The organism is Pseudomonas sp. S2_B07 (assembly GCF_054668435.1).
Genome location: NZ_CP162769.1, coordinates 4,223,176 through 4,242,190 on the forward strand (window position 1 = coordinate 4,223,176; position 19,015 = coordinate 4,242,190).

The window sequence follows — 19,015 nt, forward strand, 5'->3', positions numbered from 1 at the left end:
GGCTCAAAGATGAATGACGGCCAAGTCCAGTCGGCCGTAATCCCCTTCGCTGTGCTCGCTTCTGGGGGGTACATGGTGGGTTTTCATCACCTGATCCCCTTGCAGCGTTTCCAGGTGAATATCGAAGCCCCACAACCGGTGCAGGTGCTTGAGCACCTCCTCGGTGGATTCGCCCAGCGGCTTGCGGTCGTGTTGCTGGTGACGCAGGGTCAGGGAGCGATCTCCACGCCGGTCGATGCTGTAAATCTGCACGTTAGGCTCGCGATTGCCCAGGTTGTACTGCGCCGCCAGGGTTTCACGGATGATGCGGTAGCCTTCTTCATCGTGGATCGCGGGTACGAGCAGGTCATCCTTTTGGTCGTCATCGAGAATGCTGAACAACTTCAGGTCGCGGATCACTTTCGGTGACAGGTACTGCAGGATAAAACTCTCATCCTTGAAGCTGCTCATGGCGAACTTGATGGTCGACAGCCAGTCGGTGCCGGCAATTTCCGGGAACCAGTGGCGATCTTCGTCGGTGGGGTTCTCGCACATGCGCCGGATATCCCGGTACATCGCGAACCCCAGGGTGTAAGGGTTTATTCCGTTGTAGTAAGGGCTGTCAAAACCGGGTTGAAACACCACGCTGGTGTGGGATGTCAGGAACTCCATCATGAACCCGTCGGTGACCAGGCCTTCGTCGTACAGGTCGTTCATCAACGTGTAGTGCCAGAACGTGGCCCAGCCTTCGTTCATCACCTGGGTCTGACGCTGTGGATAAAAATATTGCGCGATCTTGCGCACGATCCGCACGATTTCCCGCTGCCACGGTTCCAGTAGCGGCGCGTGTTTTTCGATGAAGTACAGGATGTTTTCCTGAGGTTCAGCGGGGAAGCGTGCATTGTCCTTGTCGCTGTACTTGTCCGCGCCTTTGGGGATGGTGCGCCACAGGTCGTTGATCTGTTTCTGCAGATGCTCTTCCCGATCCTTTTGCCGACGCCGTTCTTCTTCCGCGGAAATCGGATAAGGGCGTTTGTAGCGGTCGACGCCGTAGTTCATCAACGCGTGGCAGGAGTCGAGCAAGTCCTCCACGGCGTCGATGCCGTGGCGTTCCTCGCACTGCATGATGTACTGCTTGGCGAACACCAGGTAATCGATGATCGAACTGGCGTCAGTCCAGGTGCGGAACAGGTAATTGCCTTTGAAAAAGCTGTTGTGCCCATAGCAGGCATGCGCCACGACCAATGCCTGCATGCAGATGGTGTTTTCTTCCATCAGGTAAGCAATACACGGATCGGAGTTGATCACGATCTCGTAGGCCAGCCCCATCTGCCCACGGCTGTAGGATTTTTCGGTGCTGAGGAAGTGCTTGCCGTAGGACCAATGGTGATAGCCCAACGGCATCCCGACAGAAGCGTAGGCGTCCATCATCTGTTCAGCGGTGATCACTTCGATCTGGTTAGGGTAAGTATCGAGGGCATACCGAGCCGCCAGGCGACTGATTTCCTTGTCGTAGGCCTGGATCAGCTCGAACGTCCATTCGGAGCCGGTGGAAATGGGTTGGCGCTTCTGCTCTTTGGCGGTCATGTCACTAACCTGCGCTGGAAGAGTTCACGGAAGACCGGGTAGATATCCCCGGCCGAGACCAGTTGCTGCTGGGCAAAAGTGTCAGAGAAGGCTTCGGCGATGCGTTCGTACTCGAACCACAGGGCCTGATGTTCGCGCGGGGTGATCTCAACGTAAGTGTAGTACTGCACGAACGGCATGATCTGGTTGATCAGAATGTCGCGGCAGATCGGTGAATCGTCGTTCCAGTTATCGCCGTCGGACGCCTGGGCGGCGTAGATATTCCATTCATTGCTCGGATAGCGCTCGGCCATGATCTCCTGCATCAGCTTCAAGGCACTGGAGACGATGGTGCCGCCGGTTTCGCGTGAATAGAAGAACTCTTCTTCATCCACTTCCCGGGCGCTGGTGTGGTGGCGGATGAACACGACGTCGATCTTGTCGTAGTTACGCTTGAGAAACAGGTACAGCAGGATGAAAAAGCGCTTGGCGATGTCCTTCGTCGCCTGGGTCATGGAGCCGGACACGTCCATCAGGCAGAACATCACGGCCTTCGAGCTGGGGTTGGGCTGCTTGATCAACAGGTTGTACTTGAGGTCGAACGTATCAAGAAACGGCACGCGATGAATCCGTGCGCTGAGTTTTTCGATTTCGGCTTCGATTTTCTGGATATCGCCGAAATTGTCCGGTTCTTCCTGCTTGAGTCGCAGCAGTTCCTCTTTGGCTTCACGCAGCTTGGCGCGGCTGCTGCCGGACAGGGCAATGCGCCGTGCATGGGCCGAGCGCAAGGTGCGAATGATGTTGATGCGCGATGGGTTGCCTTCGTTGCTGATCCCTGCGCGTACCGTTTTGAAGGTGTCGGTACCGGTCAGGTTGCGTTTGACCAGGTTCGGCAGCTCGAGGTCCTCGAACATGAATTCGAGGAATTCCTCCTGGGTGATCTGGAAGACAAACTCGTCCATCCCTTCGCCCGAGTTGCCTGCCTTGCCGGGGCCTCTGCCACCGCCCCCTCCGGGCGGGCGGGCAATGTGCTCGCCGCTGGTGAATTCCTTGTTGCCGGGGTGCACGACGGTTTGCTTGCCGCCACGGCCGTGGTGAAGCACCGGCTCGTCGATATCGCGGCCAGGAATGCTGATCTGTTCGCCGTGTTCCATGTCGGTAATGGAGCGCCGGCTGACCGCCTCTTCGACAGCCTTTTTGATGTGATCACGGTAACGTCGCAGAAACCGCTGACGGTTCACCGTGCTCTTGTTCTTGCCATTGAGACGTCGGTCGATCACATAGCTCATAGGGCCCTCCGGGCGGCTTCAAGTTGTGAGCTACAAGCTGCAAGTAGAAGCTGCCCGGATGTCAGGGCTTACGCGCTTTTTCTTGCCGCTTGTAGCTTATGGCTTGCCGCTGCGTCATTGCGATTTCCGGACCCGTAGGTACCATTCGGAAAGAAGCCGTACCTGTTTGTCGGTGTAGCCGCGCTCGACCATCCGTGTGACGAAGTCGTTGTGCTTCTGCTGGTCCTCTTTGCTGGCCTTGGCGTTGAAGCTGATGACCGGCAGCAGGTCCTCGGTGTTCGAGAACATTTTCTTCTCGATAACCACCCGCAGTTTTTCGTAACTGAGCCAGGTCGGGTTCTTGCCGTTGTTGTTGGCCCGGGCGCGCAGGACGAAGTTGACGATTTCGTTGCGGAAATCCTTCGGATTGCTGATGCCGGCCGGTTTTTCGATTTTCTCCAGTTCTTCGTTCAGGGCCACTCGGTTGAGGATTTCGCCGGTTTCCGGGTCGCGGTATTCCTGGTCCTGGATCCAGAAGTCGGCGTACAGCACGTAGCGATCGAAGATGTTCTGGCCGTATTCGCTGTACGATTCGAGGTAGGCGGTCTGGATCTCCTTGCCGATGAACTCGATGTAGCGCGGTGCCAGGTATTCCTTGAGGAAGCGCAGGTAGCGTTCGCGGGTTTCGGCCTGGAACTGTTCCTGTTCGATCTGTTGTTCCAGCACGTACAGCAAGTGCACCGGGTTGGCGGCGATTTCGTGCGGATCGAAGTTGAAGACCTTCGACAGGATCTTGAACGCGAATCGGGTCGAGAGACCGTTCATGCCTTCGTCGACACCGGCGTTGTCGCGGTATTCCTGGATCGACTTGGCCTTCGGATCAGTGTCCTTGAGGTTTTCACCGTCATACACGCGCATTTTCGAGTAGATGTTCGAGTTTTCCGGCTCCTTGAGGCGAGAGAGCACGGTGAACTGGGCGAGCATCTTCAAGGTATCGGGCGCGCAATGGGCCTTGGCCAGGGAACTGTTGAACAGCAGTTTGTCGTAGATCTTCACTTCGTCGCTGACCCGCAGGCAGTACGGTACTTTGACGATGTAGATCCGGTCGATGAACGCTTCGTTGTTCTTGTTGTTGCGGAAGGTGTGCCATTCCGATTCGTTGGAGTGGGCCAGCAGGATCCCGGTAAACGGAATCGCGCCGAGGCCTTCGGTACTGTTGTAGTTGCCTTCCTGGGTAGCCGTCAGCAATGGGTGCAGCACCTTGATCGGCGCCTTGAACATTTCGACGAATTCCATCAGGCCCTGGTTGGCCCGGCACAGTGCGCCCGAGTAGCTATAAGCGTCGGCGTCGTTCTGTGGGTATTCCTCCAGTTTGCGGATATCGACCTTGCCCACCAGTGCCGAGATGTCCTGGTTGTTCTCGTCTCCCGGCTCGGTTTTGGCCACGGCGATCTGATTGAGAATCGACGGATAGAGTTTCACTACGCGGAACTGGCTGATATCGCCGCCGAACTCGGCCAGGCGCTTGGTGGCCCATGGCGACATGATGGTGTTGAGGTAGCGCCGCGGAATGCCGAAGTCTTCTTCGAGGATCGCGCCATCTTCAGTGGCGTTGAACAGACCGAGGGGCGACTCGAATACCGGTGAGCCCTTGATCGCGTAGAAGGGCACTTTCTCGATCAGTTGTTTCAGCTTCTCGGCCAGGGACGATTTACCGCCACCGACGGGGCCGAGCAGATAGAGGATTTGTTTCTTCTCTTCCAGGCCCTGAGCCGCATGGCGGAAATACGACACGATCTGGTCGATGCATTCTTCCATCCCATGGAAGTCTTCAAAGGCCGGATAGCGGCGGATCACCTTGTTGGAAAAGATTCGCGACAGTCTCGAGTTGGTCGAGGTGTCGAGCAGCTCCGGTTCTCCGATGGCCAGCAATAGACGCTCGGCTGCGGAGGCGTAGGCGCTGCGGTCCTGTTTGCACAGCTCAAGATACTCTTGCAGCGAGAGTTCTTCCTGGCGTGTGGACTCGAAGCGTTGTTGGAAGTGGCTAAAGATACTCATGACGTCACCTCGCTCGATACGTGGAGCCGACGCCGGATCACTCAGTCGATGCTGGCAGCAACCGAACAGGCGGTCGCTGTTTACCCCCCAGAACTCTAACGGAGCTGACTACTCCGAAAGCTACTCCCGATGACCCGCGCGCCGGTGTACCGGCTCTCCCCTGTTTTGGATGGCCTGCGCTTAAGGATAGTTGCTAATTCGGGAGGTAAAGGCGAGATACGCAATTAGTTGTGGCAGACCGTTCGTCTGCCACCGCGCGAGCCCACGGGGGGCGGGGGCTCGCAGGTTACAAAAAAATTATTCGGAGGTACCTTGCGCGGTTTCCGCAGGATACGTCGTACGCCACAGCTCAAAACCGCCGTCCATGCTGTAGACGTCGGAGAAGCCCTGGCTGATGAGGTAGGCGGCGGCACCCTGGCTGGAATTGCCGTGGTAGCAGACCACTACGGTCGGCGCGTCCAGGTCTGCACCCTGAATAAAGGCATGCAGGGAATGATTGTCCAGATGCTTCGAGCCGCTGATGTGCAGCGCGGCATAGGTTTGCGGATCGCGGACGTCGACCACCACTGCGCCTTGTTCGCGCAGGGCTTGTGCCTGTTCCGGGGGGATACGTTTGAATTCGCTCATGGCGGGCTCCTGTGGCTCGGCTGATAGCGCAGCCTAGCGCGGGGCGCTGGCTGGGGTTTGTTCGGTAAGGGGGGAGTGACGGCGGGTTCACTGTGGCCCTGATCGTTGCATTGGCACTGCAGGCGCTCGAAGGTGTCGACGTTCATCAGGGTCATGGCTCCACCCCAGACACAACCGGTGTCGAGCGCGAAGATCCCCGGTTCGTCACAGTTGCCTTCGAGGGCCGCCCAGTGGCCGAAGATAATCTTCAGGCCCTTGGTCTTGCGTTCCTTGTACGTGAACCATGGCTTGTAGCCTGGTAGCGCTGTGCCGACGCCTTCCTTGCTCTTGAGGTCGAGTTTGCCCTCGCTGGTGCAGAAACGCATGCGGGTGAAATAGTTGGTGATGACGCGCAGGCGGGTCACGCCCTTGAGGTCGCTATCCCATTTTACCGGTTCGTTGCCGTACATGCCGTCGAGGTACGGGGCGATGCGGTTGTCGTCGCGCAGGGCCTCTTCAACTTCGGCGGCGCACTTCAAGGCTTTGCGCAATGACCACTGCGGTGGAATGCCGGCGTGCACCAGTGCGATATCGCGCTGTTCGTCGTAGTGCATGAGCTTTTGCTGGCGCAGCCACTCCAGCAGCTCCGCGCAATCTGGCGCTTCGAGGATCTCGCGCAGGGTGTCGGCTTTCTTCAGGCGTTCAATGTTGTACCCGGCGGCCAGCAGGTGCAGGTCATGGTTGCCCAGTACGCACACCAGCGATTCACGAATGCCATAGAGAAAGCGCAAGGTTGCCAGCGACTGCGGGCCGCGGTTGACCAGGTCGCCCACCAGCCAGAGACGATCCTTGGCCGGATCGAAAGCGACTTGCTCAAGCAGGCATTGCAGGGGCTCGAGGCAGCCCTGCAAGTCACCAACGACGTACGTTGCCATTAGTGCAAGGCTCCGGGCACCGCCAGGCGGAATGGAGCGATGACGGCGTCGAAATGCTTACCGTCGCCGGCAATCATCTGATAGGTGCCTTGCATGGTGCCGACCTTGGTGGTCATGACCGTGCCGCTGCTGTAGGTGTGGTTTTCGCCGACCAGGATCAGCGGCTGCAAGCCTACGACGCCCGCACCCTTGACCTCCTCGACATGCCCGTCACCGTCGGTGATGACCCAGTGCCGCGACAACAGTGTGGCCGGTAGCTTGCCGTTGTTGTGCACGGTAATGGTGTACGCAAAAGCAAAGCGGTTTTGCTCGGGTTGCGATTGTTCTGCCAGATAGCGGGTGACGACGCTGACGTCGACCTGATAAAGAGGATCGGACATGCAAGAGGCCTTAAAAACGAAGCGGGACGCGGGGCGTAGCTGATGGAGTTCAGTCTAGGCCAAGTACCGGGTAGTAAACCAGACATCGCGTCTGGCGTCCTACCCGATAACGCTCGTCACCTGTCAGTCGGCGGCGGGCGGGTTCAGGGCTTGCTCGCTGAGCTTGTCGGCCAGGCGCACGAAGGCGGCCAGGTCGAGTTGCTCGGGACGCAGGCTGCCATCGACGCCGGCGGCTTCGATCTCGGCATTGCTCAGCAGTAACTTGAGGGTGTTGCGCAGGGTCTTGCGGCGCTGGTTGAAGGCTTCGCGAACGACGCGCTCCAGCAATTTGTGGTCTTTGGCCGGATGCGGCAGTACCGCGTGAGGCACCAGGCGCACGATGGCCGAATCAACCTTGGGCGGTGGGTTGAACGCGCCCGGGCCGACGTTGAACAGATGTTCGACCCGGCAGTGGTACTGAACCATGATCGACAGGCGGCCCCAGTCACCGCCGCCAGGACCCGCCGCCATGCGCTCGACCACTTCTTTTTGCAGCATGAAGTGCATGTCGCGGATCAGGCTGGCGTTATGCAGCAGGTGAAAAATCAGCGGTGTAGAGATGTTGTACGGCAGGTTACCGACCACGCGCAGGCTGCCCGGCGCAGCATTCAGGCTGGTGAAGTCGAACTTCAGCGCATCACCCTGATGCAGGCTGAAGTTGCTTCGACTGGCGAACTGCTGATTGAGGATCGGGACCAGGTCCTTGTCCAGCTCCACTACGTCCAGTTGTGCGCCGCTGTTGAGCAGGCCTTGAGTCAGGGCACCCTGGCCCGGGCCGATTTCCAGCACGCGGTCTTCGGCCTTGGCATGGATGGAGCGCAGGATTCGGTCGATAACACCTGCATCGTGCAGGAAGTTCTGGCCAAAGCGTTTGCGCGCCTTGTGTTGGTAATGCTCGGTCATAAACGGGTCTCGGCCATCTGGTAGGCGGTTTCCAGGGCGACTTGCAGGCTGCCGGTGTCGATTTTTCCGCTGCCGGCCAGGTCCAGGGCGGTGCCGTGGTCGACCGAGGTGCGGATGATCGGCAAGCCGAGGGTCACATTGACTGCCGCGCCGAAGCCTTTGTATTTCAGCACGGGCAGGCCCTGGTCGTGGTACATCGCCAGCACTGCGTCGCAGTGCTCCAGATATTTGGGGGTAAACAGAGTGTCGGCGGGCAGGGGGCCACGAAGGTCCATGCCTTCACCGCGCAGGCGCTCTAATGTAGGTTCGATGATGTCGATTTCTTCATGGCCCAGGTGTCCGCCTTCACCGGCGTGCGGGTTAAGCCCGCAGACCAGGATGCGTGGCTGGGCGATGCCGAATTTTTCTTGCAGGTCGGCGTACAGAATTCGTGTGACCCGCTCCAGGCGCTCCGGTGTGATCGCATCGGCAATCTCGCGAAGGGGCAGGTGCGTGGTGACCAGTGCTACCCGCAGTCCACGCGTGGCCAGCATCATCACCACTTGGGCTGTATGGGTCAGGTCAGCGAGGAATTCCGTGTGGCCGGAAAAGGCGATCCCGGATTCGTTGATCACACCCTTGTGCACGGGGGCGGTGATCATTCCGGCGAAGTGCCCGTCCAGGCAGCCCTGGCCGGCACGGGTCAGGGTTTCCAGGACGAAAGCGGCATTGGCCTTGTCCAGCTGGCCGGCGATGACCGGCGCATTGAGCGGTGTGTCCCAGACATACAAACTGTTCGCTGGCGCAGGCACATCCGGCCAGCTGTCCGGCGTTACCGGCAGCAGATCGACAACCACACCCAGCTGCGCGGCCCGCTCAAGGAGCAGGTCGCGGCTGGTAATGGCAATCAGGGGATGTGGCTGGGCGTGCGAGGCGAGCAGCAGGCACAGGTCGGGACCTATGCCGGCCGGTTCGCCGGGTGTCAGCGCGAAACGCTTGGGTTTCACTGCGCTGCCTGGCTTGCACCAGGGAGTTTGATTTCTACGTACGCTTCGTCACGGATCTGACGCAGCCAGGTTTGCAGCTCTTCGTCGTATTTGCGGTTACGCAGTACGGTCATCGCCTGTTGCTCGCGAGCCTGGGCGGTGCTGTCGGTGGCGCGGCGGCCCAGCACTTCCAGAACATGCCAGCCGTATTGGGTCTTGAATGGCTTGGACAGCTGACCTTGCGGGGTCTTGGCCATTACTTCGCGGAACTCGGGCACCAGTGCGTTCGGGTCGATCCAGTTCAGGTCGCCGCCGTTGAGGGCAGAACCCGGATCTTCGGAGTAGCTTTTCGCCAGTTCGCTGAAGTCTTCACCGGCTTCGATACGGGAGTAGAGCGACTCGGCCAGGGCCTTGGTTTTCGCTTCGTCGCGAATCGGGCTTGGTTTGACCAGGATGTGGCGCACGTGCACCTCATCTCGCGTCTGGGTTGCACCGCCACGCTTGTCGAGAATCTTCAGGATGATGAAGCCACCCGGTGTGCGCATTGGCTGGGTAACTTCGCCCACCGACATGGTGCTCAACATGCGATCAAATGGAGGTGGCAATTGAGCGGCTTTACGCCAGCCCATGTCGCCGCCTTCCAGTGCAGTTTCGCTGGCAGACTTCGCGATGGCCAACTGACCGAAGTCAGCGCCTTGCTTGAGTTGCTGGTAAATCGCGTCAGCCTGTTTGGCAGCATTCTGAATCGCGTCGGAGTTGGCACTTTCCGGCGTAGGAATCAGGATGTTGGCCAGACGGAACTCCTCAGACAATTGCATCTTGCCAAGGTCGGAGGCGAGGAAGTTCTTCACTTCCTGTTCAGACACCTGGATGCGCTCGGCCACACGGCGTTGACGCACACGGCTGATGACCATTTCACGGCGAATCTGTTCACGGGCGTCGTCGTAAGACAGACCGTCGTGAGCCAGCGCGGCACGGAATTGATCGACCGACATGTTGTTACGCTGGGCAATGGTGCCCACCGCCTGGTTCAGTTCTTCATCGGTAATGCGGATGCCCGAACGTTCGCCGATCTGCAATTGCAGGTTTTCGACAATCAGACGCTCAAGCACCTGCTGCTCCAGCACGCTGGCTGGCGGCACGGCGGAGCCACGCTTGGCAATGGTTGCCTGAACTTCATGAACGCGTTGGTCCAGTTGGCTCTGCATGACCACGTCGTTGTCGACGATAGCCACCACTTTATCGATGGACTGTACGGCGGCATTAGCCGCGGTACCCAGGAACAGCGCGCCCAGCAGCAGCGGGCGCAGACAATCAGAAAGCTTGGTCTTCACGTTCACGATAACCTTGGATGCCTTTGTCGAGGAAGCTCTCTACTTTGGCGCCGGTGAGGCCGCCGAGACCTTTCAGAACGATTTGTAGGAAGACGCCATGGTCGCCTTTTTCATTTTGCGGTGCGTCCTGACTGAATTCGTCATAGGAAACCCAGTAACGGTTGATCAGGCGCAGTTTCCAGCAGCAGTTGTCGTACTCGAAACCACCGAATGCTTCCAGGGTACGGTTACGGTTGTAGTCATACTGCCAGCGGCTGATAACGTTCCACTGAGGCACGACCGGCCAGATAACCGAGAAGTCGTGTTGCTCGATCTTGTAGTAGTCCTTGACGAAACCAGGCGTGCCAGGGGTGCCGTAGTCACCGCCGAACTGCCATTGACCGGTGTTCTGGTTGTAGATCACCTGGTCGTTACGATAGCGATAGCCGGCGTTGACGACCTTGTTCGGGTTGTCTTCAGGCTGGTAGTGGAACATCGCACTGCCCGAGCGAGGGCTGTGGCTGTCCGGGTCCCAGTTGTAGTCGGCCGTGGTGCGCCAGTCGCGGTTCCAGCGGTATTCGTATTCCAGGGCATACGGCGAAACGTTGGCTTGGGCATCGGCACGGGTTTTTGGATTGATGCCCGGCAACTGGACTTCGCGGTCCTTGAAGTACATGGCCTGGCCTACGCTGATGCGTTGACGTTCAAAGCCGTCGTCTTCGATCCAGCGGTTGGTGATGCCCAACGACAGTTTGTTCTCGTCGCCGATACGGTCGGCGCCAGAGAAGCGGTTGTCACGGAACAGCGATGCGTAGCTGAAGGTGTATTCGCTGGTATCGAACACCGGAATATCGTCCTGATTCTCCTCGGGAACGTAGAGGTAGAACAGGCGTGGTTCAAGGGTCTGGCGATAGTTCTTGCCGAACCATTGAGTGTTGCGATCGAAGTACAGGCCACTGTCGATGCTGGCAATCGGCACGCCACGGTTCTGGTTGCTGCCGAAATTGCCATTAAAGTTTTTGGTCCCGGCTGCAGCGGCGGCTTGATCCTGAGCCACGATCTGGCTTTTGCCGATACTGTCCAGATCCAGCTGGTACTGGGTGTATTGGTACTTGAGCGTCGGTTTCACGAAACCATACGTCCAGTCCAGCGGCAGGCTGACGGCTGGAGCCAGGTTAAGGCGATCGCCGTTGGCACGGGCCAGGCCTTGAACGTTGGTGTCAAGGCGTGGGGACACGTTGCCGTCTTCGTCGGTGTACGTGCCTTTGTTCAGGTCTCGATCGAACCGCACGATTTCAGTGTTGTAGCTGAAATCCAGGCCGCCTGGATGATAAGGCAGTGCACCGTTGAAGGTGATCTGCGGCAAACGGTCATACGGCGTGATGCTGGTAACAGTCGCCAGCTGATACGCCTGAGCGTTGACGCGGGCGGTGTAGTCGTCACCACGGTAGGTAACGGAACCCTGCTGGTTCACGAAGTCAGCGCTTTTCACGCCAATCTGATCAGTCTGCAGATCCTGGAAGTAATAAGGATCGCTGATCTTGGTGTAGTCGACTTGCGTGAGGACACGCTCATCGAGACCACCCTTGTGCTGCCAGTTATACATGTAGCGTTCTTTCTGGAAGTCGGTCTGCTTGTCGCGTTGGGTATCCTCATCATTGAGGTACGCCCCACCGAACTGACCTTCGCTGGACTTGGTCAGGTAGCGGAATTCGCCTTCCATCAACAAGCCATGCTTTTCCATGTAACGCGGGTACAACGTGGCATCGTAGTTCGGTGCCAGGTTGAAGTAATACGGGGTGACCAGCATGAAGCCGGTATCGCTGCCGGTGCCGATGGTCGGCGGCAGGAAGCCCGACTGGCGACGGTCGTCGATCGGGAAGTAGATGTACGGCGTGTACAGGACAGGAATGTCCTTGACCCGCAGTGTCACGTTGGTCGCGGTGCCGAAGCCGGTCGCCGGGTTCAGGGTGATGTTGTTACCCTTGAGCTGCCAGGCGTTGCTGTTCGGTTCGCACGTGGTGTACGTACCATCCTTGAGGCGGATGATCGCGTTTTCGGCACGCTTGGCGTACAGCGCGTTACCGCGGATACGGGATTTGTGCATCACGTATTCGGCGTTGTCGACCTTGGCTTCACCGGTGTCGAGCTGCACGTCGGCGTGGTCGCCGACGATCAGTGCGCCGTTGTCGCGGATGCGTACGTCGCCAGTGAGTTCGGCGCGGCTTTCGGCCTGATACAGGCTGGCCTCGTCGGACTCGACCTGCATGCTGCCCTGACGCAATACGACGTCACCGGCCAGTGTGCCGATCTGATCTTCGGTGTTGTAGCGCGAGGCCTTGGCGCCGATAAAGGTCGGTGCGTCACTTTTATTCGTCTTGTCATTCATGCCGGGACGAATCGGTTCGATATAGGAACCAGAGCAATAAGGACCGGTTTCGGCCAGTTGCGCGGCAGTGAGGTTCTCGCGTGGAACCCAGTCGAGGTGACTGTAGTCTGCACTACGCGACTTCATACCGCGGCCCTTGGACTCGGTAACGAGTACAGGCTTGGCTTCGGTGCTTTCGCTGGAACCGCTCTCGGCTGCCGCTTCGCCAGTGGCGGAGACGGCGCTGCCCTCATGGACAGGGCGCGGTGGCAATGCCGCCGCGGGCGATTTTGGCGCACAGTTCCAGGCACCCGAAGCAGAGACTGAGCAGTCATACTGTTCCGCGGCGACCACGAATGAAGTGGCTAGGGGTTGCAGGGCCAGCAGACTGCCGGTAACCAACAACGGAAATTTTTTACGAAACGCGGGGGATTTCAATGCCATCTTATTAGTCCGGGCTTCCTGCGTGCCATCTGCCCGCGGTGTGGGCCGCACGCCTCTCGATGGTCTGAAAAAGATGCTGGATAATAAAGCATGACCCGCTTGACGGCTAGCGCCGTCGGAGACCCTTGCAATGCCTGACCAAGATGTACGTTTGCAACACCTGAAAGTTTGGCTCGATGAGCAGTTGGCGATTCTCTTTGCAGAACAGGGCTGGGGCGCCGTACCCCCGGCCACGTTGACCGCGGCCAGTAGCGACGCGAGTTTTCGGCGCTATTTCCGCTGGGAAGGCGAGGGCAAAAGTTTCATTGTGATGGACGCGCCACCGCCCCAGGAAAACTGCAAACCCTTCGTGGATATCGCTTTTTTGCTGGCGAAATCCGGAATAAATGTGCCGAAAATTTATGCCGAAGACCTCGAGCGCGGTTTTCTTTTGCTCAATGACCTGGGCAACAAGACTTATCTCGACGTGATCGACAGCGAAAATGCCGACGATTTGTTCAACGATGCCCTGCAAGCACTGCTGGCTTTTCAGCAGTTGCCGATGGTTGCGCCATTGCCGAGTTATGACGTCGCACTGTTGCGTCGCGAGCTGGAACTGTTCCCGGACTGGTACGTGAAACACGCGTTGGGCATCGAGTTCGACGCGGCGCAGAAAATGCTTTGGCAAAACGTCACCGATCTGTTGATCGACAGCGCCCTGGCCCAGCCCAAAGTCTTGGTGCATCGCGACTACATGCCACGCAACCTGATGCTCAGCGAACCGAATCCGGGCGTACTGGATTTCCAGGACGCGGTGTACGGTCCTGTGACCTACGACGTGACCTGCCTGTTCAAGGACGCCTTCCTCAGCTGGCCTGAAGAGCGTGTGCGTGGCTGGCTCGAAACTTACTGGCAGCAAGCCGGCGCCCTCGATATTCCGGTTCAGCCGGACTTCGAAGAGTTCCTGCGAGCCAGCGACCTGATGGGCGTGCAGCGTCATCTGAAAGTCATCGGCATCTTCGCCCGCATCTGCCATCGCGACGGCAAGCCGCGCTACCTCGCCGACGTGCCGCGCTTCTTTGCCTATATAGATGCCGTGATCGCCCGCCGTCCTGAACTGGCCGAGCTGGATGTGTTGCTGCTGAGTCTGCGTGCCGGAGCGAATGCATGAAGGCAATGATTCTGGCGGCCGGCAAGGGCGAGCGCATGCGCCCGTTGACCCTGACCACCCCCAAACCGCTGGTTCGCGCCGGCGGCGTGCCATTGATCGAGTACCACCTGCGCGCCCTCGCGGCGGCCGGGTTCACCGAGATCGTGATCAACCACGCCTGGCTCGGTCAGCAGATCGAAGATTATCTGGGCGACGGTTCGCGCTATGGCGTCAGCATTCAGTACTCGCCGGAAGGCGAGCCCCTGGAAACCGGCGGCGGGATTTTCCGCGCATTGCCGTTGCTGGGGGACGAGGCCTTTGTGGTGGTCAATGGTGACATCTGGACCGACTACGACTTCAGCGTGCTGCATCAGCCCATCAACGGGCTGGCTCACCTGGTGCTGGCGGATAACCCGGCCCATCACCCGACGGGCGATTTCACGTTGCTCGACGGGCATGTGCACGACGGTCGGCCGGAGACGACGACCCTGACGTACAGCGGCATCGCAGTGCTGCATCCGCACCTGTTCGACGGCTGTTCGGACGGAGCCTTCAAGCTTGCACCGCTGTTGCGCAAGGCCATGGCCGATGGGCAAGTGACGGGTGAACGCCTGAAAGGTCAATGGGTGGATGTCGGTACGCACCAACGCCTGGCCGACGTTGAAACCCTGATAGAAGCGAGCCGCTGAGATGCTGTGGCCAGGGACTCTGATCGGAGCCGGAGCAGGCTTTGCCATCGCCAGCATTCCGGGGGCCATGCTCGGCGCCTTGTTGGGGCAGGCGCTGGATCGGCGCTTGCACCTGCAAAGCGTTGGGCACTTGCTTGAAAAGCTCGGCGGTCGTCCGATGCTGCGCAATGACGAGCTGCTATTCGTGTTGTTGGGGCGCTTGGCCAAGAGTGACGGGCGAGTAGTGGATGGCCATATTCAGCAGGCCCGCCAGGAAATGCGTGCTCTGGATATGACAGATTCGGCGCAGCGTCGTGCCATTGCCGCGTTCAATCGCGGCAAGTCCGGCAATGACCGGTTACGCGGCTATCTGCGACGCTTGAGTGCTCAGCCGCATGCGGCGGAAGGTGTATTGCGCGCCTGTTGGCGGATGGTCTGGGCCGATGGTCGTGCCGGCAGTCATGAGCGCGAGCTGATCGCCCAGTGGGGTAAGTGGCTGGGCTGGACGCCGCATCAGGTTCAGGCGCTGGCCGCCGATTATGAGCAGCACAAGCGGGCGCAAGTCAGCAGCGCGATCACCTATCAGGATGCGTTGCGGCTGTTGGGGGTGTCTGCAACCAGCGAGCCGGCGCAGATCAAACGCGCTTATCGACGCCTTCTGAGTCGACATCACCCGGACAAGATCGCCGGCAGCGGGGCGACGGCGTTGCAGGTACGTGAGGCAACGGACAAGACGCGTGAATTGCATGCGGCTTATACGTTGATTCGTGAGCGGCGGGATTTTCGGTAGCAGGAAAGAGATCTGTCGCCCGTTATGCCCTCATCGCGGGCAAGCCACACTCCCACAGGTTTTATGTCGATAGCAAAAGTTGCGTGCGACTCAAATCCTGTGGGAGCGTGGCTTGCCCGCGATGAGGGCACTGCGGTCTATCAGTCCGCCACGTTCTGCGGATTCAACCAACCGCGCACCCGGCGCACCAATTGCTCCTGCTCAGCCTTGGCATTCCCCGGTAACGCCTTGAGTGCCACCTGACTGAACGCCGACGACTTCAACCGTTTGCTGGCCTGCAGGCGTTCCAGCGCCGCTTTGCGATCCAGCGGCTTATCCACATAGAAAAGGTCCGCAGTCGGCAGCTTTAAAGTCGGCGTCAGTTCGGCCAGTTCAGGCTTTGCTGTTACCGGTGTCTGGGCCGCGACCATCACAAACTTTTCCACTTGCGAGGGCTGTCTCTCGCTCAGATAACGCGCTGCCCAGTAAGCGCCAGTGCCATGGCCCAGCACGACAATGCTGCGAGCACTTTGCTGTTCGGCATAAGCGATGGCGGCGTCGATGCGCGCGAAGATGCGCTCGGCGTCGGCCTTGGCCTGATCTTCGGTTGTTTCGGCGACGGCCTTGTCAGCCACTTCCGCTTCACCACCGGCGGCCTGCTCGATAGGCGCCGCGGTGGTGGAGTCCTTGCTGGCGGTCTCCGGCGCTTTGGGCGCCGGCGCGACTTCGACGATGCGTGGCGCAATGGCGTCGCTTTGCAGGTCCGGCAAGGTGATACTCAGGCTGCTCCATTTGGCGTCCGGCAATTGACGGCGCAAAGGACCGATTGCTTGCGGCCAGTCAACAGTTTCACCAGCGCCCGGGATGATAATCACCGCGCCCTTTGGCTCGGGGGTGTTGGCCGGCTTCCACAGGGCGAGAAAAGTATCGGTGCCGGCTTGCAGCTGTTGCTGTTCCTGAGCGGGGACTTTTCGCTCAAGTGCTGTCGCTTCTTCCTGACTACGCTCAGGCAGTGGCTGGCGTTCGACCGGTTTTTCTTCTGCGGGTTTTTCTGCCGTGGCAGGGGCCGGGTCGGCGGCCTCGACAGAAAAGGCACAAGGCAAGATCAGCGACAGGCACAATGCTGGCAGTGCCAGGCGGTAGACAGGGGGCATCGGATATTCCAGGCCAGAAGTGATTCCGGCAGCCTAATGGGTTAGTCAGTGTTTGTCAGTGTGTGAGATTTCGATGATGCGTTTACGCTGCCTGTGGGTTATCGGCTGCTTGTGGTTTCCCTTGATGGGGTGGGCGGCTTCCGCGCCGCCGGGGCATGCCGCGGCCTTGTCACCCGAGCAACAACAATGGCTCGCAGCCCATGACGAATTGCGCGTCGGCGTGGTGTTGCAGGCGCCTTATGCTCAATACGATCGCCGCTTGCAGCGTTTGTCCGGGGTCAACGTCGAGCTGATGAAATGGTTGGCCAGTGCGCTCAAGGTCGAGCTCAGCTGGAGAAATTTCCCGGACGTCGCGCAACTGGAAGACGCCGCGCGCGAGGGGGAAATCGACATCGCCGTGGGCCTGACGCAAACCCCGGCCGGTTTGCGCCTGTGGCAATTTACCGACCCGTACATGCGGGTTCCGCAACTGGTGGTCAGTGATGAAAAAGGCACCGGTGTCGTGGAACTGGAGAAGCTCGACAGCCAGACCCGCGTCGCGGTGCGCATGCCCAGCGCGACCGCCGATTATCTGCGCAGCAACTATCCCCATCTGAACCTGCAAGGCGTGCCCATCGAGCGTCAGGCGCTGCAACTGTTGCTCAGTCAACAGGCGGGTTACGCCGTGGTCGACGAGGCGCAACTGGGGCGTTTGTCCGCCGAACCGGAGTTCGCCGGCCTGGTCGTGGTGGGCGACATCGGCCTGCCACAATTGCTGCGCGTGGCTACTCGCCGGGATTGGCCGGAACTGGCGAGTATCGTCGGAAGCGCGCTACGGGCAATTCCGGCCAAGGACCTGGAACAACTGCACAACCAATGGCTACAACCCAAGTACCCGCGACTCACCGAGTCCCCCGGTTTCTGGCAAAACCTATGCCTGCTGTTTGCCGTCATGCTGTTGAGCAGCATGGCCATCGTGTTTTGGCAGCGGCGGCAACAGCACAGTCTGGAGGCGCGTCTGTTGGCTGCGCGTGAAGACATTGCGTTGCGCGAGGCCAGCGAAGAGGCGTTGCGCCTGACGCAGTTTTCCATCGATCAGAGCACCGTCGGTATTCTCTGGGTCAACTGGGACAGCCATGTGCGCTACGCCAACCGTGCCGCCGAAAACATGCTCGGCTACGCTCCGGGCGGGATCATCGACCGGCCGCTGATTGACTTCGAACCCGGCCTGCACATGGACCGCTGGTTGAATCTGTGGAAGCGCGCACGGGCCAGTGACGAAGGGCCGCAAAGCTTCGAAACCCACTGCGTGCGGGCCGATGGCAGTATTTTGCCGACGGATGTCTCGTTGAGCTTCATGCGCTTTCGTGATGGCGAATACCTGGTGGTCTACCTCAACGACGTTACCGAACGCCGCCGCGCGCTGGCCGCTTTGCAGGAAAGCGAGGCGCGTTTGCAGGGGATCGCGGCCAACGTTCCGGGACTGGTCTTTCGCCTGGAGCGCGCACCGGTGACGGGGCAGATCGACTTTGCCTACATCAGTGAAGGCAGTGAAACCCTGGTGGGGTACTCACCGGCCACCCTGGCCCATCGCGACAAAGGCCTGCGCAGTCTGGTGCACCCGGACGACAAGGCCAGCTATCACCAGACGCAGGACCATGCGCTGGACACTGACAGTGACTGGTCGTGGCAAGGACGGATCCTGACCCGTTCGGGCGAACAACGCTGGGCCGAGATCAAGGCCATCACCCGTAAGCTCGAAGATGGCGCCTACGTCTGGGACGGGATCGTCTGGGACATCAGCGAGAGCAAGCGTATTGAGCTGGAACTGGCCAGCTCCCGCGAACAGTTGCGTGAATTGTCGGCTCACCTGGAAAGTGTGCGCGAAGAAGAAAAGGCGCGCATCGCCAGGGAGGTTCATGACGAGCTGGGTCAGATGCTGACCGTGCTCAAACTGGAAACGTCGATGTGCGAACTGGCCTACGCGCAACTCGACCCGGGCCTGCACGAACGCTTGAACAGCATGAAGCGCTTGATCGCTCAGTTGTTCCAATTGGTGCGCGACGTGGCCACGGCGCTGCGACCACCGATTCTCGATGCCGGCATCGCTTCTGCCATCGAGTGGCAGGCCCGGCGTTTCGAGGCGCGCACGCAGATTCCGTGTCTGGTGCAGGTGCCGGAGAATCTGCCGGTGCTTAGCGATGCCAAGGCGATTGGCTTGTTCCGGATCCTTCAGGAAGCCCTGACCAATGTCATGCGCCATGCCCAGGCGCATACTGTTGAACTGTCGCTGGCGCTGGAAGGCGACGAGTTGTGCCTGACCGTCAGTGATGATGGCGTAGGATTTGTTGCCGCGACGGGCAGGCCGACCTCCTTCGGGGTGGTGGGCATGCGTGAGCGGGTGTTGATCATGGGTGGGCGGTTGTCGCTTGAGAGTGAACCGGGGGAGGGTACGACCCTGAGTGTGCGGGTGCCGCTGGATGCAGTCTGAT

The 19,015-nt window shown here is 59.5% G+C and carries 15 protein-coding genes; 4 read left to right on the plus strand and 11 right to left on the minus strand.

Annotated elements, in window-relative coordinates:
* Positions 1 to 3 precede the first annotated feature (3 nt).
* The 10 genes from AB4N43_RS19395 to AB4N43_RS19440 all read right to left on the minus strand — a co-directional run bounded on the left by AB4N43_RS19395 (position 4) and on the right by AB4N43_RS19440 (position 12,824).
* Complete coding sequence (locus AB4N43_RS19395; RefSeq protein WP_027926724.1) at positions 4 to 1,566, minus strand: SpoVR family protein; 1,563 nt, start codon at positions 1,564 to 1,566, stop codon at positions 4 to 6.
* On the minus strand, positions 1,563 to 2,834 hold the full coding sequence (locus tag AB4N43_RS19400; protein ID WP_007947798.1) for a YeaH/YhbH family protein: 1,272 nt from the start codon (positions 2,832 to 2,834) through the stop codon (positions 1,563 to 1,565). Before AB4N43_RS19400 ends, AB4N43_RS19395 begins: the two co-directional genes overlap by 4 nt.
* A 114-nt stretch (positions 2,835 to 2,948) precedes the next feature.
* Positions 2,949 to 4,871: a PrkA family serine protein kinase gene (locus AB4N43_RS19405; protein WP_010467160.1), complete on the minus strand. Its 1,923-nt coding sequence runs from the start codon at positions 4,869 to 4,871 to the stop codon at positions 2,949 to 2,951.
* A 297-nt stretch (positions 4,872 to 5,168) separates the two neighbouring features.
* Positions 5,169 to 5,498 carry a thiosulfate sulfurtransferase GlpE gene (gene glpE, locus AB4N43_RS19410; protein ID WP_027926725.1) on the minus strand — a complete coding sequence of 110 codons (330 nt, stop codon included), beginning with the start codon at positions 5,496 to 5,498 and terminating at the stop codon, positions 5,169 to 5,171.
* A complete protein-coding gene (locus tag AB4N43_RS19415; RefSeq protein WP_460151829.1) occupies positions 5,495 to 6,412 on the minus strand; it encodes a symmetrical bis(5'-nucleosyl)-tetraphosphatase in 918 nt (305 codons plus the stop codon). Before AB4N43_RS19415 ends, glpE begins: the two co-directional genes overlap by 4 nt.
* Positions 6,412 to 6,792, minus strand: coding sequence for a Co2+/Mg2+ efflux protein ApaG (gene apaG, locus AB4N43_RS19420; RefSeq protein ID WP_027926727.1), 381 nt, complete (start codon positions 6,790 to 6,792; stop codon positions 6,412 to 6,414). Before apaG ends, AB4N43_RS19415 begins: the two co-directional genes overlap by 1 nt.
* Positions 6,793 to 6,915: 123 nt before the next feature.
* On the minus strand, positions 6,916 to 7,734 hold the full coding sequence (gene rsmA, locus AB4N43_RS19425) for a 16S rRNA (adenine(1518)-N(6)/adenine(1519)-N(6))-dimethyltransferase RsmA (protein WP_027926728.1): 819 nt from the start codon (positions 7,732 to 7,734) through the stop codon (positions 6,916 to 6,918).
* The gene (gene pdxA / locus AB4N43_RS19430) at positions 7,731 to 8,720 is read right to left on the minus strand and encodes a 4-hydroxythreonine-4-phosphate dehydrogenase PdxA (RefSeq protein WP_027926729.1); all 990 of its coding nucleotides are present in this window, start codon (positions 8,718 to 8,720) and stop codon (positions 7,731 to 7,733) included. Before pdxA ends, rsmA begins: the two co-directional genes overlap by 4 nt.
* Positions 8,717 to 10,039, minus strand: coding sequence for a peptidylprolyl isomerase SurA (surA, locus tag AB4N43_RS19435; protein ID WP_460151830.1), 1,323 nt, complete (start codon positions 10,037 to 10,039; stop codon positions 8,717 to 8,719). Before surA ends, pdxA begins: the two co-directional genes overlap by 4 nt.
* A complete protein-coding gene (locus tag AB4N43_RS19440) occupies positions 10,014 to 12,824 on the minus strand; it encodes an LPS-assembly protein LptD (protein ID WP_460151831.1) in 2,811 nt (936 codons plus the stop codon). The genes surA and AB4N43_RS19440 overlap by 26 nt, the downstream gene beginning before the upstream one ends.
* 130 nt (positions 12,825 to 12,954) lie before the next feature.
* On the opposite strand from AB4N43_RS19440, the gene AB4N43_RS19445 reads away from it, so the two are divergent.
* Genes AB4N43_RS19445 through AB4N43_RS19455 form a run of 3 tightly spaced genes read left to right on the plus strand, consistent with a single transcriptional unit; the run spans position 12,955 to position 15,411 of the window.
* A complete protein-coding gene (locus AB4N43_RS19445; RefSeq protein ID WP_027926732.1) occupies positions 12,955 to 13,974 on the plus strand; it encodes an aminoglycoside phosphotransferase family protein in 1,020 nt (339 codons plus the stop codon).
* Complete coding sequence (murU, locus tag AB4N43_RS19450; protein WP_027926733.1) at positions 13,971 to 14,642, plus strand: N-acetylmuramate alpha-1-phosphate uridylyltransferase MurU; 672 nt, start codon at positions 13,971 to 13,973, stop codon at positions 14,640 to 14,642. The genes AB4N43_RS19445 and murU overlap by 4 nt, the downstream gene beginning before the upstream one ends.
* A 1-nt stretch (position 14,643) precedes the next feature.
* Positions 14,644 to 15,411, plus strand: coding sequence for a TerB family tellurite resistance protein (locus tag AB4N43_RS19455; protein ID WP_460151832.1), 768 nt, complete (start codon positions 14,644 to 14,646; stop codon positions 15,409 to 15,411).
* Positions 15,412 to 15,551: 140 nt separating this feature from the next.
* Here AB4N43_RS19455 and AB4N43_RS19460 read toward each other — a convergent pair whose 3' ends face one another.
* Positions 15,552 to 16,544 (minus strand): alpha/beta hydrolase family protein, encoded by a 993-nt coding sequence (locus tag AB4N43_RS19460; protein ID WP_460151833.1) that lies wholly within the window; start codon positions 16,542 to 16,544, stop codon positions 15,552 to 15,554.
* Between the two features lie 73 nt (positions 16,545 to 16,617).
* Between AB4N43_RS19460 and AB4N43_RS19465 the strand changes: the two genes are divergently transcribed.
* On the plus strand, positions 16,618 to 19,014 hold the full coding sequence (locus AB4N43_RS19465) for a PAS domain-containing sensor histidine kinase (protein WP_194940400.1): 2,397 nt from the start codon (positions 16,618 to 16,620) through the stop codon (positions 19,012 to 19,014).
* The last annotated feature ends 1 nt before the right edge of the window (position 19,015 follow it).

Excerpts from the sequence above, each read along its gene's own strand:
- AB4N43_RS19395 (WP_027926724.1), bottom strand. The coding sequence starts at position 1,566 with ATGACCGCCAAAGAGCAGAAGCGCCAACCCATTTCCACCGGCTCCGAA.
- AB4N43_RS19400 (WP_007947798.1), bottom strand. The coding sequence starts at position 2,834 with ATGAGCTATGTGATCGACCGACGTCTCAATGGCAAGAACAAGAGCACG.
- AB4N43_RS19405 (WP_010467160.1), bottom strand. The coding sequence starts at position 4,871 with ATGAGTATCTTTAGCCACTTCCAACAACGCTTCGAGTCCACACGCCAG.
- glpE (WP_027926725.1), bottom strand. The coding sequence starts at position 5,498 with ATGAGCGAATTCAAACGTATCCCCCCGGAACAGGCACAAGCCCTGCGC.
- AB4N43_RS19415 (WP_460151829.1), bottom strand. The coding sequence starts at position 6,412 with ATGGCAACGTACGTCGTTGGTGACTTGCAGGGCTGCCTCGAGCCCCTG.
- apaG (WP_027926727.1), bottom strand. The coding sequence starts at position 6,792 with ATGTCCGATCCTCTTTATCAGGTCGACGTCAGCGTCGTCACCCGCTAT.
- rsmA (WP_027926728.1), bottom strand. The coding sequence starts at position 7,734 with ATGACCGAGCATTACCAACACAAGGCGCGCAAACGCTTTGGCCAGAAC.
- AB4N43_RS19440 (WP_460151831.1), bottom strand. The coding sequence starts at position 12,824 with ATGGCATTGAAATCCCCCGCGTTTCGTAAAAAATTTCCGTTGTTGGTT.
- AB4N43_RS19445 (WP_027926732.1), top strand. The coding sequence starts at position 12,955 with ATGCCTGACCAAGATGTACGTTTGCAACACCTGAAAGTTTGGCTCGAT.
- murU (WP_027926733.1), top strand. The coding sequence starts at position 13,971 with ATGAAGGCAATGATTCTGGCGGCCGGCAAGGGCGAGCGCATGCGCCCG.
- AB4N43_RS19455 (WP_460151832.1), top strand. The coding sequence starts at position 14,644 with ATGCTGTGGCCAGGGACTCTGATCGGAGCCGGAGCAGGCTTTGCCATC.
- AB4N43_RS19460 (WP_460151833.1), bottom strand. The coding sequence starts at position 16,544 with ATGCCCCCTGTCTACCGCCTGGCACTGCCAGCATTGTGCCTGTCGCTG.
- AB4N43_RS19465 (WP_194940400.1), top strand. The coding sequence starts at position 16,618 with ATGATGCGTTTACGCTGCCTGTGGGTTATCGGCTGCTTGTGGTTTCCC.